This window comes from Acidovorax sp. NCPPB 3576, from assembly GCF_028473605.1.
Taxonomy (GTDB): Bacteria; Pseudomonadota; Gammaproteobacteria; order Burkholderiales; family Burkholderiaceae_C; genus Paracidovorax.
This window is the reverse complement of record NZ_CP097267.1, coordinates 3,452,466-3,467,877: the sequence shown is the minus strand read 5'-3', so window position 1 is coordinate 3,467,877 and position 15,412 is coordinate 3,452,466. Positions and strand designations below refer to the sequence as shown.

General features: G+C 64.7%; 12 protein-coding genes. All 12 read right to left on the bottom strand.

Going from position 1 to position 15,412, the window contains the following annotated elements:
• Window position 1: 1 nt before the first annotated feature.
• Window positions 2-1,513: a conjugal transfer protein TraG N-terminal domain-containing protein gene (locus M5C98_RS15985; RefSeq protein WP_272548430.1), complete on the bottom strand. Its 1,512-nt coding sequence runs from the start codon at window positions 1,511-1,513 to the stop codon at window positions 2-4.
• Window positions 1,514-1,531: 18 nt separating this feature from the next.
• Window positions 1,532-1,882 (bottom strand): hypothetical protein, encoded by a 351-nt coding sequence (locus M5C98_RS15980; protein WP_272548429.1) that lies wholly within the window; start codon window positions 1,880-1,882, stop codon window positions 1,532-1,534.
• The gene (locus M5C98_RS15975) at window positions 1,879-3,288 is read right to left on the bottom strand and encodes an integrating conjugative element protein (protein ID WP_272548428.1); all 1,410 of its coding nucleotides are present in this window, start codon (window positions 3,286-3,288) and stop codon (window positions 1,879-1,881) included. Before M5C98_RS15975 ends, M5C98_RS15980 begins: the two co-directional genes overlap by 4 nt.
• A complete protein-coding gene (locus M5C98_RS15970) occupies window positions 3,285-4,238 on the bottom strand; it encodes a TIGR03756 family integrating conjugative element protein (protein WP_272548427.1) in 954 nt (317 codons plus the stop codon). The genes M5C98_RS15975 and M5C98_RS15970 overlap by 4 nt, the downstream gene beginning before the upstream one ends.
• The gene (locus tag M5C98_RS15965; RefSeq protein ID WP_272548426.1) at window positions 4,235-4,687 is read right to left on the bottom strand and encodes a TIGR03757 family integrating conjugative element protein; all 453 of its coding nucleotides are present in this window, start codon (window positions 4,685-4,687) and stop codon (window positions 4,235-4,237) included. The genes M5C98_RS15970 and M5C98_RS15965 overlap by 4 nt, the downstream gene beginning before the upstream one ends.
• A gap of 44 nt (window positions 4,688-4,731) precedes the next feature.
• Window positions 4,732-5,466 carry a DsbA family protein gene (locus tag M5C98_RS15960; RefSeq protein ID WP_272548425.1) on the bottom strand — a complete coding sequence of 245 codons (735 nt, stop codon included), beginning with the start codon at window positions 5,464-5,466 and terminating at the stop codon, window positions 4,732-4,734.
• Window positions 5,467-5,584: 118 nt separating this feature from the next.
• On the bottom strand, window positions 5,585-6,352 hold the full coding sequence (locus tag M5C98_RS15955; protein ID WP_272548423.1) for an AP2/ERF family transcription factor: 768 nt from the start codon (window positions 6,350-6,352) through the stop codon (window positions 5,585-5,587).
• Between the two features lie 126 nt (window positions 6,353-6,478).
• Window positions 6,479-7,351 carry a Bug family tripartite tricarboxylate transporter substrate binding protein gene (locus M5C98_RS15950; RefSeq protein WP_272548422.1) on the bottom strand — a complete coding sequence of 291 codons (873 nt, stop codon included), beginning with the start codon at window positions 7,349-7,351 and terminating at the stop codon, window positions 6,479-6,481.
• Window positions 7,352-7,638: 287 nt separating this feature from the next.
• The gene (locus tag M5C98_RS15945; protein WP_272548421.1) at window positions 7,639-8,217 is read right to left on the bottom strand and encodes a hypothetical protein; all 579 of its coding nucleotides are present in this window, start codon (window positions 8,215-8,217) and stop codon (window positions 7,639-7,641) included.
• Window positions 8,207-13,000, bottom strand: coding sequence for a DUF6531 domain-containing protein (locus M5C98_RS15940; RefSeq protein ID WP_272548420.1), 4,794 nt, complete (start codon window positions 12,998-13,000; stop codon window positions 8,207-8,209). The genes M5C98_RS15945 and M5C98_RS15940 overlap by 11 nt, the downstream gene beginning before the upstream one ends.
• Before the next feature lie 3 nt (window positions 13,001-13,003).
• The gene (locus M5C98_RS15935; protein WP_272548419.1) at window positions 13,004-14,119 is read right to left on the bottom strand and encodes a 3-oxoacyl-ACP synthase; all 1,116 of its coding nucleotides are present in this window, start codon (window positions 14,117-14,119) and stop codon (window positions 13,004-13,006) included.
• Window positions 14,116-15,393 carry a hypothetical protein gene (locus M5C98_RS15930; protein ID WP_272548418.1) on the bottom strand — a complete coding sequence of 426 codons (1,278 nt, stop codon included), beginning with the start codon at window positions 15,391-15,393 and terminating at the stop codon, window positions 14,116-14,118. Before M5C98_RS15930 ends, M5C98_RS15935 begins: the two co-directional genes overlap by 4 nt.
• Between the last annotated feature and the right edge of the window lie 19 nt (window positions 15,394-15,412).

Genomic DNA, 15,412 nt, shown 5'->3' with positions numbered 1-15,412 from the left:
GTTACTTCAAAGAGATAGCTCCTGCCGCTTTCGCTCCCGCGCCTTTGGCTCCATCGGTCGCCATCGTCATCATCTGAACAAAGTTTCCAGCCCTGACGCCAGCCCAACCTAATGCTGCCACCCAAACCCCCGGCAGCACGACGAACATCGTCGCCATCACGAAGTTCAGCAGCATGTCGCCGAACGCATTGTCCAGCCCCATCGCGAGATTGAAGTTCGTCATCGGGCGGTTCCACCCCCAGCCCCAGCCATAGAGCGCATCCAGGATCGTGCTGTCGATCCACCGTGCCAGCTGGAACCAGAAATCCACGAAGTACAGCGCGAAGAACACGCAACTGCTCGTCATCAGCACCTTGAGGTCGTAGGTGCCGATCACCAGCACCATCGGGAGGCAGATCACCAGCGCCATCTTGAGCAGCGACAACACCATGGGCAGGGCCTGACGCAGCACATCCATCGCCGGGAAGAAGCCCGGCGCGCCCAGGGCCAGTCCCACGTGGCCCGCCCCGCGCGCCAGATCGTTGAAGAACGTCTTGTCGATCTGCCCGCCATAGTCCGTGTACACCTCCCCCTGGTTCAGCTTCTGCTGGCGCGGTGCCGCAATCGCCCGGATCACCGAATCGTCCAGCTCGCTGCGCGACACGAACCCCGCATAGTTGGCCAGTCGCGTGAGCAGCGTCGGGCTCACCTGGGCCAGGAGCCGCGCGCGCAGACCCGTCTCACTATCCGACCACCACTGGCGGCACGTCGGGTAGCCCCCGCCGCTGGCGACTTCGGCCAGGCCCGCATCCCGCTCGGCCTCATAGGGCCATCCCTCGCGCGGCGTGCGGGAACGGTAGCGGTCGTAATACCCCGCCGTGTCCACGAAGAACCGCGAACCGATCCACGTCACCTCGTTGCCCTGCGCCTCGTCCAGATCGGGCCGCTGCATGAACAACCGCGCCCGCGCCGGTCCGTAGCAGTCCTTCGAGAAATCCGCCACCTCCTGGGCCAACACCGGATCATCGATGCGCGTGGCATCCACTTCCATCCGCATCTGCCGCAAATCCGTGCCGCAGGGAATCGCCGCCACCGCCGCGCCCGTCACCGCCTTGCTCATCGAATGCAGGAAGAACCACCACACCGGCACCTTCGCCGACTGGTCGTTCAGCGTCGTGAACGACTGGCTCCAGCCCGTCTGCGCGGGCGTGGGCACCGTCGTCTGGCACTGGGTGGAGCGCGACGCGTCGAAGCGGATCGTGGACAGATCCACATCGATGAACGGGATGCCACCGAACAGCACCACCACGATCGCCACGAACACCCGGTTCTCGATCCGCAGGGCGCTCAACACCCCCTTGTTGCCCTCGTCGGCCCCTTCGGAGCGTGCCTTGAGCCACTCCTGGATCACGATGGTCAGGAACGGGATCGCGAACACGCCGCTGGCGACCAGCACGTTCCAGATTCCGTTGTGGACCAGCCAGCCCACCAGCGTCAGGTAATACTCCAGATAGTCCGTCGTGTAGAGCGTCATTGGCCGATCCCTCCGGTGTTAGCGTGCCTGCAGCAGCAGGCTGCATTCCAGTGCCACCAGCGCCATGGCGGCGGCGATTTCGGCACGCAGGAACCGCTGGTGCGCGTTTCCGTCCGGCTCGCGTGCGCACAGACGCCTGCGCATCCACACCCATCCCCAGCCGGTCACCGCATACAGCGCCAGCCGCCATGCGAAAAACCACACTGCCTGCTCCTTGAGCCAGCGATCCCATTGGACGATGCTGCCGAGCATCCGGATGCCCACCAGATTGGCGACGACGGCGACCGCGATCACTGCCGCCGCCCACAGCAGCGCCACTGCGGCCCGCCGACCCGGCAGCCAGCGCAGTCGCAGCCAGGCGGGCATCATGGCGTGCCCCCACGCGGGGGTGGCTGTTGCAGCTGATCGAGCCGGTTGCGCGTCGGGTCGCCCTGATAGATGCCGCGCGATCCCGCTGCACGCGTGCTGTGCCGCTGGATGATGGCCATGGGCGCGTTGTTGGCGAGTTCGCGGCGCAACTCCAGTTCCGTCTTGAGATTGCGGATCTCGCGGTCCAAAAGGTCGCTGTCCTGGCCTACCGCCTGCTGGGCCAGTTCGTTGGCGGCCACGTTGGGCTCCATCCGCCCGGTCAGCAACGTGCGCTGGAGCAGCAACGCCTTCTCCAGCACGCTCGCCAAGGCCACTTCGGAGGCCAGTCGCCGGGCCAGAACGTCCTGGTCCGGTTCGTCGCGCAGCGCCTCGATCACCCCCCGCGTCACGGGCAGCGAGCCGCTGCTCGCGGCTTGCAGGTTCTCGAAGCTCGTCGGCTGGCGACCGGCAATCAATTCCTGCAGCACCTGCAGCTTGGTGTCGTATTCCTCCTGAATGAGGGGCGTCAGGCCGACGCCGGGCACGGTCTGGGTCTTGGTGCAGCTGTCGCAAGTGCGCTGTTCCTGCTCGCCCAGCACCCGGGTGGCCCATTCGACCGCCGCTTGCGGGGACGACCAGGTCTCGCAGGCCAGCCGGTTGCCACACCCGGCGGCATCGATGGGCGAGGTGTCCTCGACCCCGCGCCCGTTCACCAGGTTGTAGCCCGCGCGCGTCACGTCCGCGACCACCCGGATGGGTGCCTGGCCGGCACCACCGGCATTGCGCCCGCCCACCCAGGGCACGCCGTCCTTGCCCCGATGGCGTTCCGCCTCGTCGATGGCCGAAACCGCATCGGTGCTGGCCACGGCCTTCTTGAGGGCCATGCCTTCGGCCAGCTGGCCCCAGCCCAACTGGCCGCCCGCCATGTCCGCCATCCGGTTCGCGATCCCGCGGCACGTCGCCTTCGAGCGGTCGAAATCCAGCCGCGCCTGCAGCACCCCGTTGGTCAGGAGGTTGTACAGGCCCGGATCGGCACGCTGGATGATCAGCGCCGGCAGCGACGCCACCGCGCTGCTGGCGTTCTGGATCACCGACGACATGATGGTCTGGAACCCGTTGGTGACCCCATTGAGCTGGTTCTGGATCGTGGTCGCGATGTTCATGTCGCCGCAAATGAGATTGCTGTTCCAGCCGACCCCCACACCGATCGAGCGCATCTGGGCAGCACTGGTCATGGACACGGCGCGCCCCCCGCCGATGCTGTAGAGCACATCGTCCCCGATCACGCTGCCCTGGCGCTGCAGGCCGTACTCGCCAGCCTTCTCGCCAGTCTTATCGGCGCTCTGGGCCGCCGCGCCGACATGGAGAGATGCCACCGCCATCGCCGTGACCAGGGCGAACGTGCGCGTCGAATGAGAAACCGTCATTGCCGCAAGCCTCCACCGTTGAAATCCACGCTGCCCAGGAACACCTGGCCCCGCCGCTGGCAGCAGCTGTAGGGGCGCCACAGCGCCCAGGCGTAGTCGCCACGCGGGGCCTGCACCCGGGTATTCGAGTGAGGGAACACCGCACAGGTGGGCGACAGGACAGGGGTCAGTTCCTGCCACTTGCCCGTGGAGGCATTCCCTTCGATGAGCTCACCGGCAGGCCAGTAGCCGGCGCGCGGTTTGGAGAGCATCGGCTGATAGACATGCGGCTGTCCGCGCCGCGTGACGACATCGCCGGCCCGCTGGGCCACCACGGCACCGCTCTTGTGGTCATCCGTCTGGTGAAGGAAGCCGCCCCGCGGATAGACCGAACCCCATAGATTGAGGGTGGTGCGAGCGCCGATCTCCCGCATGCCGGGGATCAGTGCTTCGGGATAGACCGCTTCGGGCACGTTGTAGCGCCAGGCCACGGTATCGAGCGTGCTTATCAGATAGGGCATGAAGGCCGTGCCCGCGCCCTCGCAGCTAACACCGGAGGTGCTGGCAAAGCGGCCGAACAGCGATCCGCCCGGATGGCCGATCACATCGGCGTTCTTGAATCTGGAGAGATTGTTCTCGTTGCTCTGGTTGGTCGTGCCGTCGCCGCCCGCGACTGCGGTGGGATTGGGCATGCCCATCGCACGCACCTCGACCCACGGGTTCTCGCCCGTGTTGGCATAGCTCGACACGACGGCATCCGGCACGTAGTGACGGACCTTCACCGAGGTGCGCACCGAGCAGCCCGACTTCGAGCAGCGCAGCCAGTAGCAGATGCCCACCACCCGGTACTCCAGGCAATCCGGCGACAGGGCGGACGAGGCGATGGTGGCGGTGTCCAGTGCCAAGGCGGTCGAAGCCATGCCCAGGAGGGCGGCAGCGATCCCGGCGCGCCACGGAGGTCGGTGTTTCATGGGTGGGCCTTTCGGTAGGCCGCGATGCGGGCGGACGCCTTCGCCACATCGGGCTCGCCATAGACGACGTAGCGCCGGTCCACGACCACGGCGGGCAGGGTGGTGATCCCCAGGCTCCAGGCATCGGCCACGCCCTGGTACGCCGCTGCCAGTTCCCGCTGCAACCCCGCACCACCTCGGTCCAGGCGTTCCCGCGCAATGGCCTGCGCGTGTTCTGGATCGGCCGGCAGTTGGGCGCCGATGCGGGATTCGATCTGGCTGGCCGCATCGAGGTGGACAACGGCCACCTCCGTGGAAACGCCGATCAAAGGGATCGACTGCAGCGTGAAGACCTTCACCTCTGCGGCCTGGACGAAGGTCGATGCGAACGCGCTGGCCAGAGCGATGGCCGCCGTGAGCAACGGACCTCCCCGCAGGTTTGAACTTGGCCGAACAAAAACACTGGGCATGGTGATCTCCCGCACAACGGATGCCTCGGATGGCACCGTGCAGTTCACTCCGAATCGGCGGCGGGGTCAGCCAACAATCGGGAGCCAGAGGCAACCGGATTGCCGCTGCCCATCAAATCCAGGGCCGACAGCAGCGCGTCGCCCTCGACCTGTCCCTGCAGCAGCAAAGACTGCCCGCTGAGGGTGTCGGTCACCCGCACGGTCGGGGTGGCGACCACGCCCTCGCGCGGCCCTGCGGCCGCTTGCGCCTGAACGGCGGCGCGGCCCCGGCCGCTGTCAATGCAATCCTGAACGTCAGGCGTGGTGCCGGGATAGCGCAGGCCGTCCTCCAGACCCTGGCCGCCGCCACGGGTGTTGCGGTAGATCCAGGCCACGGCATCCCAATAGCCGCTGTGGCCGTGGGCCTGTCCCACGCATTCCGCCAGCGCGGCCAGGTTCGATGTCGCCGGTTCGTGTGTCGGCAAAGGAAGATGGTGCCATTGAAGGCGGGTGTCGGGATGCCGGTCGATCCAGTCCTTCAGCGCCGGATAGTAGGTCTTGCAAAACGGGCATTCGAGGTCCGCATAAAGGGTGAGCGCGAACCGCGCCTGCATGGGCCCATGCACCCAGGGGCCGACGCTGGCGCCCAGCGGTGCGGCACTGTTCGCGTCTTCCGCAACCCGGCGCTCGTCTGAGCCGCCACGGTGAAGCCCGATGTAGAGCGTCAAGGATGCGAGCAGCGTCCCGGCCAGAAGGGCGAGGGCAGGGCGCCGATAGCGAGCAAGGCGGGGGTGCGGCATGGTGTGTTCCGATCTTCCCGGCGCGGAGATCGCGCCCAGGAGACCAGTCAAACACACGGTCCTGCCATCAGGGACCAACAAAGCGAACTGGCTGGTCTCCCGATTGGCGAGCCTTGCGCTATCGGGTCCGGTTCTGTGGCGGGGGCGGGTTCAGCACCCATTCCCGGCGTTGCTCCAGGGCAAGCCGCCTGGCTTCTTCCTCGCCATGGCGTCCCACGGAAAAGCACTTGCGCCGAACCTTGCCGTCGGACGTCGAATACTCCGCGACCCAGTATTCGCCGGTCCACAACCCGCCGCGGCGCATCGTCCGGGTCCACCGATAGCGGTACACGCGGCGCTCCAGCGACAGCCGTGTCGGCGATCGCTCACCCCGGTCCTTGCGAAGACGAGGAATGGCAGAGCGATCCATGTCGGGGAGTGCCTGGCCTTGGGGTTCACCGTCAGGGTGGCGAACCATCCACCCTTCCAAGGTTTGGAGCATCTGGTGCCGTGCCTCGATTGCCAGTTCCCTGGCGCGCTCCTCGCCGAATTTCTTCACTGCAAAGGATCGGCGCTGTGATTTGCCGTTGGCCAGATACACCGTGGCCGACCAGCGAACCCCTCCCGGATCAACATTCCGAGAGACGCCTGGCACCCCGGAGGTGTTGTTCTTGCGGACGATGGCGCTGAACTCCCGCAGGCTCAACGGGCGGATGGTCCGCAGCAATTCGTCTCGGTACACAAGTGCTGCGGCCCTGGCGTCTTCTACGCCGCCGTGATCTGTGACCGCGAACTCGCGTTGATAGCGCTGGCCCTGCCGCACCAGCATGACTGACCAGCGCACCAGGACCCCTTTATAAAACCGTGGCGTGAGGGCGTAAATCTTTGGGTAGGCAGCTTGCGTCATGGATAAAAAATTGCAGGAGCTACACGCGCTGCTCCCCATGCGTTTCCTGGAACGGGCGCTCTGTTCATAACGCTGAGCGGGACAGGATCGTGACGTGACCCATGCCCACCGCATGAACGCGGCACGTCACTCGCTGGCGATCCGCAGCGACTGGATCGTGCGTGACCAGTGGTCGTGATCGGCCTGCAGCACGTCGCGCACTTGCAGCGGCGACAGGGAGGCATGCACCATGCCCAGTCCCTTGAGCCGCTCGGCCACTTCTGGCAGCGCGATGACGCGATTGATCTCCTGGTTGAGCAGGGCGCGGCGGCTGGCCTCCAGCCCGCGCGGTGCGAACGCGCCATACCAGTTGGTCACCTCGAACCCCTTGAGCGTTTCCGAAACGCTGGGGAGGTCCGGCAGCAATTCCGAACGGGACTTCTCGGTCACGGCTACGAGTCGCACCTTGCCCGCCTGGGCGTGGGGCAGCAGCAGCGAGGCCCCGCCTGCATACAACTGGCATTCGTCCTGAACCAATGCCGCCACGGCAGGGCCACCGCCTTTGTAAGGCACATGAACGATGTCCAGACCGGCGGTCTTCGCCAGCAGCGCGACGGTGAGGTGGTTGTGGGTGCCAATGCCCCCGGTCGAATAGTTGACCTTGCCCGGATTGGCGCGGATGTAGGCCAGCAGTTCCGGGAAGGTGCGCACCGGCACGCTGGCCGAGATGGCCACTGCATTGATCGCATAGGCCAGCAAGGCCACCGTGTCGAAATCGTTCATGGGATCGAACGACAGGTTCTTGTAGATGCTGCCGTTCATCGCATGCGTGGACATGGCACCGATTTCGAGGGTGTAGCCATCGGCGGGTGATCGGGCGACCAGGGCTGCTCCCACATTACCGCCAGCGCCGGGCACATTCTCGACGACCAGGGCCTGCCCGCTGGCGGGAAACATGTGCTTGGAAAGCAGGCGCGCCAGAATATCGGTGGAGCCACCGGCCGGAAACGGGGAAATCAAACGAACCGGCTTGTTTGGAAATTCTTCCTTCGCGGTGGCTGCGAAGGGTAATCCGGTATTTGCAAGACAAAGCGCCAGCGCAACGCGGCGCGAAATGGCATGGGGCCTTTGATTCATTCTCTCCATATCACCTCCCTAATTTTATTGAGAAAATCCCAATGAAATTTTAAGGGGGTGAGTTTTTGGAGAGTGTCAAAGATTCCGAAGAATTGTTGCAATTTGTTATTTTTGCCTGATTCCTGTCTAATTCTCAATTGACAGCTTTAGGTGGTTTTATGAGGGGCCCTCTATTTGCTATTTCCTGTATAAGCGAGCAGACTTTGTTTTGCTCTGATAACAATTTCGTCAGCATCCGAGAATTGCCGCTCAATAGATGCTAGAGTTTTCAACAAAAATAAACCTAACTCTTTTGATCCATATTCAAACTCCACCTCTGCCAAGCCCTCTACATCTTCCATTCGAGAAATTGATTTTTTTGTGTTTATATTTTTTGGATATCCGATGAACTTGTGAAGGGCTCGTTCCGCAGCTAATTTATCCTCATCAAAAAGCCTAATAGCTCCATCAAACATTTCGTCTTTATGAGACTTTTTTATCTTTCCATTTTCATCCAGAACATCAGGATGGAAATTCATTAGGTATTTTTCAGTATTAATCGCGGATTGGCTAGGTTGATAACTTATTTCAGCAGCGTTCAAAATCTTCTGAATTTCATCGACAGAATTAAATTTCAAACGGAGAAATTGGGCCCTTGGCAATTGCTCGCGAAGAGAATCTTCATGTTTTCTGAGGTAAGCGGAAAATGATATCCCGCTATGTCCCTCCATTAGTTTTTTAAAATACTCCAGATGATTTTTATCCACCATATCTTCCTCCTGCGCTTCTAGAGCTTTTAGGGATATTGTAGTCTTTCATCATTTTCTTAATTTGAGATTGGAGATCTGACTGGGAAAAGTTGGGATTTTGGCAAAACCAGGATTTAAAGTCATTATTCCATCCATTACTATGTGCATCGGAGTGCGTTGCATTGGGAATGTCTGCAATTTGGCGGTCTATGAAATCTTTTGGATTTTTTACACCAGCAGCCTTCAGTCTGTTAACGAAGCATTTGTTCTTCAACATTTCTTGAGGTATTAAATGATGCCTTCGATTTACAGACGGCCCATGTTTTTCACGCCAAGCACCAGAAACTCGATTTTTCCCAGAGGAGGTTTTTCCTGTGACTCTAATAAGTCCAAGAGGATCAGAGAAATATAATGGGTTGGGTGAATATAGGTAAACTAATTCACCGCCTTCCAACCCAATCGGGTCTTGATGCACAAACCGCCCGGTCACCGGATCGTAGTACCGGAAGCGGTTGTAATGCAGCCCGGTTTCCCCATCGAAGTACTGCCCCTGGAACCTCAGCGGCTGCTCCACCAGATTAAGGGTTTGCGTCTGGCCCTGAACCGCCAACGCCAGCGGGCGATCACTGGCCGTGAACACCGCCACCTCATCGTCCGTGCCGGTCTTCAAATACTCCAGCGCCTGTGTCTGCCCCCACACCTTGTAGCTGGCCGCCCACACGATCCGCCCCGCCTCGTCCGTCAACTCCTGCGGCGCGCCGATCTGGTCGCACTGGTAGTAGTAGACGGCGAAGTCCTTGGTCTTGACCTCCGCGTTTGCTATATCTTCGATAGCAATATGCCCTAATACCTCTTGCGCTGGAGCCCGTTTCGCCTCCGACTCCAGTTTGGCCAGCGGCACGAAGCTGTCCGGCTCGTACAGGTATTCGCTGACTTTGCTGCCCCGTATTTCTCCCGCGAGCAGGTCGCCGTCATAGACGAACCGGGTCTTGCCGAAGGCGTCGGTCTTGTCGATGCGTCGCCCCAGCGCGTCGTAGCGGTAGCGGGTGGTCTGCACGGTCGATGCTGGTTCGGCCTGCACCTGCCCTGCCTGCACGGCTTTGGGCATCGGCCGCTCCCGGTAGCGCGTGACGGTGGCCTCCACGATCTGGTGCTCCGCGCTGTAGCGGAAGTTTTGCACCGTGTGCCAGCCCACCAGCCGCTGCACGACGTTGCCATGCAGGTCGTACGTGAACCGCAGGTCCTGGTACACGGTGAGTCGGTTGGTGGGCACTTTTTCCCGCTCGTGGCTCACGCCGCCTGCGCTTTGCTCGCCGCCCCGGTTGGGGTTGAGCAGGTTGCCGGCCGGATCGAACGTGAATTGCTCGCGGTCTTCTCCCTGCTGCGTACCTTGCGCCGTGCTCCGCGTGCCTTTGTGCGCCGACAGGATGCGGCCCAGCGCGTCGTAGCGGTATTCGCTGGCCCCCCGCAGGCTGTCCTGCGTGGCCGTGAGGTTGCCGCCCCGGTCGTACTGGTAGTGCCGCGCGATGCGCTGGCCTGAGGGAAGGCGGGCCAGCAGATCGGACAGGCCCGGAGCCTTGCTGGTTCCTTTGTCCCATAGGGCTTGTGCGGTGGCAGCGCCGGGTTGGTGTTGCAGTGCCGCCTCCCGGCTGACCTTGTGCGCCACCAGCCGGCCCATCGGGTCCAGGCCGTAGCGGCTGGTCAGCGCCCCTTGCGTGCGCGATATCTCCTGGTGCAGCGCGTCTCGCTCGATGTCGCTGACGGTGTGGCCATCCACCAGGATCTGGTGCAGATGCCCGGAGCCGTAGTACAGCCATTGCACTTGCTTGCCGCTGGGCAGCACGCTCTCGATTCGGTTGCCCAGCGCGTCGTAGGCATGCCGTAAGGTGAAGGTGGCCGCGGCTGAGGCGCCGTTGTCCGGCCCGCTCCCTTCGGACAGATGGACCTGCGTTTCCTCGACCAGTTGCGACAGTGGGTCGTAGCCGAATCGCACCTGCGCCTGCCCGTTGGCGCAGCCGACCATGCGGCCCAGCAGGTCGTAGGCGTAGCTGGCCGCCTCTCCATTGCTGTGGACCTTGGCCAGCAGCCGGCCCAGCCGGTCGCGCTGGAAGTGCGTGCGCTTGGGCAATGGCGCATCGGGCGCCATGTCGTACGGCGTGTCCGGCGGCTGCGCGGCATCGCGTTCGTGCAACTCGGTCAGCTCGCCCGCCGCGTTGTACCGGTAGCGCTGGATTCGGCCATCGAAGCCGATCTCCTGCACCAGGTTGTCAGCCGCGTCGTAGTGGAACTGGTACCAGGCGCCGTTCTCGTTTTGCAGCGCCACGAGCCGCCCCACCGCGTCGTAGCGGTAGTGCAGGCTCTGGCCCTGCGGGTCCTGGCGCTCCACGGGCTGGTCCAGACCGTTGTACGCATAGCGGGTGATGGCGCCTTTGGGGTCGGTGTAGGCGGTCAGGTTGCCTTGCGCGTCGTGGTCGTAGCGGTGCTCGGCCCCGTCGGCTTCGGTGACGATGCGCAACTGGCCCAGCGCGTCGTGCTGGTAGCGCGTGGTCTGGCCCAGGGCATCGATGCTGGCGGCCAGGTTGCCCAGGATGTCGTACTGGTAGCGGGTGGTGCGGCCCGAGCAGTCGGTGTAGGCCACCAGTTGGCCGGCCGCATCCCATTGCAGATGCCGGGTCTTGCCGTGGGCGTCCTCGATGGCAACGGGCAGGCCGCGCGGGTCGTATTGGTAGCGGGTGGCGTGGCCCAGGGCGTCGGTGTGCTCGCGCAGGTCGCCGCGCGCGTCGTAGTCGTTGCGCCACACATGGCCCAGGGCGTCGGTGATCTCGGTCGGCAAATTCTGCGCGTTGTAGCGCAGCCGCGTGGTGGCGCCGGCCGCGTCGGTGACGGCGGTCAGGTTGCCACGGGCGTCCCATTGCCAGCGGGTGCTGCGGCCCAGGGCGTCGGTGCTGGCCTCGGGGTTGCCGGCGCGGTCCATCTGCGTTTCTGTGCGTACAGATTGGCCGTCCGGTCCGGCTTCCGTGACGGCAACGACTTCGTTGTGCGCGTTGTAGTGGTAGCTGGTGCGCCGGCCCAGGGCATCGGTGACATGGGTGGTGCGCATCCCCAGGTCGTATTCGAAACGGGTGTCCAGCAGGCCGGGGGTGTCGGTCCAGGTGCGCACCACGCGCCCACCCGCATCCAGCCGGCTCCATTGCTGGTGGTGGGTGAAGCCGTTCTTGGTGATGTAGGCCACCATGAGGTGGTTCTCGTAGCGGTAGGCGGTGGTGCCGCCCTGCGCATCGGTGGCGCGGGCGAGGTTGGCGTGCTGGTCGCCTTCCAGGTTGCCCGCGCTGTCGTAGGCATAACGCACCAGCACCCCGCCCTGGTGCTGCACGCCATCCAGGGTGCGGGGCGCGAGGCGCACCTCGGCCAGCAGGCCAGCCTCGGTCCAGCCGAAGTGCAACTCGCGGCCGGCGCTGTCGGTGAGGCCGGTGGGGCGCGGCGCGATGCCGTCCACGCCGGTTTCGTCATAGGCGGGGTAATGCAGCGTGATGGCATTGCCGTGGCGGTCGCGCACCCGCGCCAAGGGCAGGCGCCACTGGCCGGGCACGGGCTTGGCGAACTCGTGCCGCAGGCCATCGGTGGCCTCGACGCTGTAGCGCCCGTCTTCGTGGCGCTGCAGCGTGATCTTTTCTCGCTCGTCGAAGTGGCTCTGCCCGGGCGAGAGCGGCGGCAACTGCACCCTGCGGCCCCGGGCATCGTAGTAGTGCACATGGCTGTGGACCAGGGCCAGCTCGATACTCAAGGGCGTGCTCCACCCCCAGCCCAGCCAGCCGGGGCGCCGGTCGGCCGAGCGGTAAAAGCGCTGCCACTCCAGTGGCAGCAGGCCGGGCAAGGCAAAGTCGGTTTCCGCCAAAATCTTGACGCCGGTGGCGAAGAGGACAGGCCTGCAACTGCCCGTCTCGCATTTCGAAATGCCCGGCGTAGGAGCGTTCACCCCGTCAATGATCTTGGCCTGTGTGTTGGGATTGACCTGGTTGTCCCCGCGGCTCCCGACCGAGTCCGGCTTGGCCTTGGCGCGCTTGGCAATCTTGCCGATGACGAAGCCGACCACGATTTCTGCCACTTTATCGGCGATGACTTGGGCGATCTGATCGAGCTTCTCGTCGGTCATCGGCGGCGTCAGCATTTCCTGGACCTGCGCTGCGAGCTCCGCCATTTGCGCGGCGGCCTCTGCGGTGGCCGCACCGCCGACGAGGACGTTCAGGCCGGGAATCGCTTTGCCCACCAGCTTGAGAGCAGGCTTCACCAACGCCCACGGATCGGTGAGGCTATCGCCCACCGCAATGAGCTCGTCCCCCAACGCGCCAGGAAGTTTGTCGAGGACCTTGACGGCCAGTTGATCGTAGGGCCCGGGCAGGGCCTTCATGGCCGCCCATTCGAACCAGCCAGGCTCAATGACTTTGGCGTTGCTTTTGGTGGTGTCGAATGAGCGGACGCTGCCCCGGCCTTCGAACTTGGTGTCGCTGCTGTAGCTGGTGGGTTCGGCCGCGCCCCCCACCACCTGGGAGCGCACGCCCGCAATGCCGCCCAGCCGGTCGGGTGTGGCGGGAATGGATTCGAACCGGCTGCCGGCGACCGAGACTGGATGGCCGTCGATCTTGAGCGTGGCCGTGCCGTTCTTGAGGCCCGGCCCGTGCGCCATGTTCAGGATCGGCACCGGCGGTCCGTTGGGCTTGGGGAACACCGGGTTGATCGGCCCCGGAATCATGGCCGGGCTGCGCCCCTCGTGGATCGCCCTGCGGTCGTTGACGTACGTGGCCATGGGTCAGGCAGCTTCGCGGTTGCGGGTGGATGGAGACGGCATCGGTTTGTGGGTGTGGTTCCAGGTGGCGACCCAGGCGGCCGTTCGCGTGGACAGGCCGGTCACGCTTTGCAGGCCGGCGTGGCCGCTCAGTGCCACGGGCCTGTGCGGGTGGTGCAAGCCCTGGCGCATTTCATGCAGCAGGCACAGAAGCAGCGGCGCCCAGGCGGCGCCCATCTCGCCCAGGAAGGCGGCGGGTTCCTGCATCGCAGGATGGCCATGTTGCGCGGCGAGGGCCGCACTCAGGTTGGTGAGTTCGCTACCGCGCCAAGGGCTGCCGTCCATGTCGCTCCAGTACGAATGCAGTGCCTCGGCCGGCAGGGTCGCGGCCTTCAGGGCCTGGATGGCAGCGTCGATGAGGCCCGCGCCGCTCAGGATGGCTTCGCTGCCCACGCGCGGCGCGGCTTCCTGCCCGAAGCCCGGCGGAAACACGGTGACGTAGTTCGCCGCACAGGGCTTGCGCGCCAGCCGCACGAAGGCGGCCCCTTCCGAGGCGATGAAGCCCTCGGTGTGGCCGTTGACCTTGAGCCAGCGCCGCTCATAGAGGCAGTCCACGACGGCCGGGTCGATCAGGCTGTCCACGCCGCCGAAGATGACCTCGGGCACTGCCGGGTGTTCGTGCAGGAAGCGGTAGGCCGCAGCCAGCGCATCCGCCCCGGCCACCGCCCCGCCCGTGTACAGCATCAACGGCAGGAATTCGGGGGCCACGTCGAGCGCACGCGGCAACTCCAGCGCGAACCGCTGGGCATCGATGGCGCCGCGCAGTTCGGGCAGTGGCTCGGGCAGCGCGATGAAGACCGGGATGGGCCGGACCAACGGCCACACTGCGGTGGTTGCGGTGGTGGGATCTTGCAGCGCCTCGTGCAGGGCCGGTGCAGCCAGCCGAATCAGCCGATCAATGCCGGTGCATTCGGGCTCGATGGCTGCAACGCGCGACACCGTGGCCTGATGATCGATGTGGCCCGTGATGGGCTGGCGGGTGAAGGCCGCAAAGCGGCTGGCCACGGCGCTGCCGGTCTGCCAGGCGCGCGTGCCGATGGGCGTGCACGCCCCCGTGGCCGCGATGGTCAAGGGGGTCATGGCGCGGTCCCGGTGATGACGGCCCGCTCGAAGACGGACGCGGTGGTGAGCGCGAGCGCCTGCACGCTGGCGAGGTCGTCGGCCTCGATCCAGAGCGCGCCGCTCATGCGCGATGCCTGTTCGATGTACAGCAGTTGCCGCAACGGTGTCCCCACTCGGGTAGCGGCGTCCCCCAGAACGACCGTCTGGCGTGGTAGGCCGAGCCGCAGCGCGGGGCCTGTGGCAGGCAGGGCCTCCAGGGTGCTGTCCGCCCATTGGGCGCGCTCACCGGCAGGGCGCGTGCGGTCGAACAGACCGTCGCAGGGGACGCCGGTCAGCAACGCCACGCTGTCGGCCAATGCCCGGCATGCCAATTCATCGTCCCACGGCGTGTGGGCCGCCAGGTGCCGCAGCAGGGGGCCGTCGCCCACCAGGGCGGCGGCATAGATTTGCTGGCTCCAGGCCATCGCGGGAAAGCGCCCCGCCCGCAAGGCAACGGCGAGGTCGTGGCCTGCGCCTGCCGCGCACAGCCCCAGGGCGATGCTGGAGTCGGGCGCGCGTGCCAGCAGGGCCTTGGCGCTGGTGATCTGCTGGGAGCTGCCCATGAGGGCCAGTGCCACAAGGGCGGCGTCTGCGTCGCTCGATGTCTCCAGCGCTTGCAGTGCCTTGGCTTCGTCGCCCTGGCCCAGGCAACGCCACTGGCACAGGGCAGGCATCCCGCCTGGCATCGGTTCCGCCATGGCATTCAGGGCCTGTGCGTAGGCGTCACAGACGCCGGGCCGCGCGATGGCTAGGCGCATGAGCAGCCGCACCAACGATGGGTGGTTTTGCGCCACTGCTTGTTCGGCGCGCGGAGCGAGGTAGGCGCCCACGGCGTCATCGAAGCAAAAGCGCAGCGCGTTGAATACGGCGGATGGGTGGGTCTGCAGGTGGTCGTTCCAGAGGGCGGGCGCCACATCGCCAGGCCGACCCAATTGCAGCTTGAGGACTTCGATGCACGCGTGGGCGAAAACGGCGGGGCCTTCCTGCTGCAATTCGTGCCCAGAGGCGGCGATTTCTGCATGAAAATCCGCCTCCATCGCCGGGGCTTGCGCCAGGTGCAGCTTGAGGGAGGCCAGGCTCTGGACGATGCCTTCATCGAAGACCGCCAGGGCCTGCAGCCGATGCGCCGGCACGGTGAGCATGTGGGCGCGGCGCCAATACTGCGTCACCAGCGAGCGCGCCATGCGCAGGGGCAGCGTGCGCAGGACGGGGATGTCGATGGCCCGGGCGAGGGGAAGTTGGACGACACTCATGGACGGCCTTCGCACGCAA

Excerpts from the sequence above, each read along its gene's own strand:
- M5C98_RS15945 (WP_272548421.1), bottom strand. The coding sequence starts at position 8,217 with ATGGTGGATAAAAATCATCTGGAGTATTTTAAAAAACTAATGGAGGGA.
- M5C98_RS15960 (WP_272548425.1), bottom strand. The coding sequence starts at position 5,466 with ATGCCGCACCCCCGCCTTGCTCGCTATCGGCGCCCTGCCCTCGCCCTT.
- M5C98_RS15940 (WP_272548420.1), bottom strand. The coding sequence starts at position 13,000 with ATGGCCACGTACGTCAACGACCGCAGGGCGATCCACGAGGGGCGCAGC.
- M5C98_RS15965 (WP_272548426.1), bottom strand. The coding sequence starts at position 4,687 with ATGCCCAGTGTTTTTGTTCGGCCAAGTTCAAACCTGCGGGGAGGTCCG.
- M5C98_RS15985 (WP_272548430.1), bottom strand. The coding sequence starts at position 1,513 with ATGACGCTCTACACGACGGACTATCTGGAGTATTACCTGACGCTGGTG.
- M5C98_RS15930 (WP_272548418.1), bottom strand. The coding sequence starts at position 15,393 with ATGAGTGTCGTCCAACTTCCCCTCGCCCGGGCCATCGACATCCCCGTC.
- M5C98_RS15975 (WP_272548428.1), bottom strand. The coding sequence starts at position 3,288 with ATGACGGTTTCTCATTCGACGCGCACGTTCGCCCTGGTCACGGCGATG.
- M5C98_RS15970 (WP_272548427.1), bottom strand. The coding sequence starts at position 4,238 with ATGAAACACCGACCTCCGTGGCGCGCCGGGATCGCTGCCGCCCTCCTG.
- M5C98_RS15955 (WP_272548423.1), bottom strand. The coding sequence starts at position 6,352 with ATGACGCAAGCTGCCTACCCAAAGATTTACGCCCTCACGCCACGGTTT.
- M5C98_RS15980 (WP_272548429.1), bottom strand. The coding sequence starts at position 1,882 with ATGATGCCCGCCTGGCTGCGACTGCGCTGGCTGCCGGGTCGGCGGGCC.
- M5C98_RS15935 (WP_272548419.1), bottom strand. The coding sequence starts at position 14,119 with ATGACCCCCTTGACCATCGCGGCCACGGGGGCGTGCACGCCCATCGGC.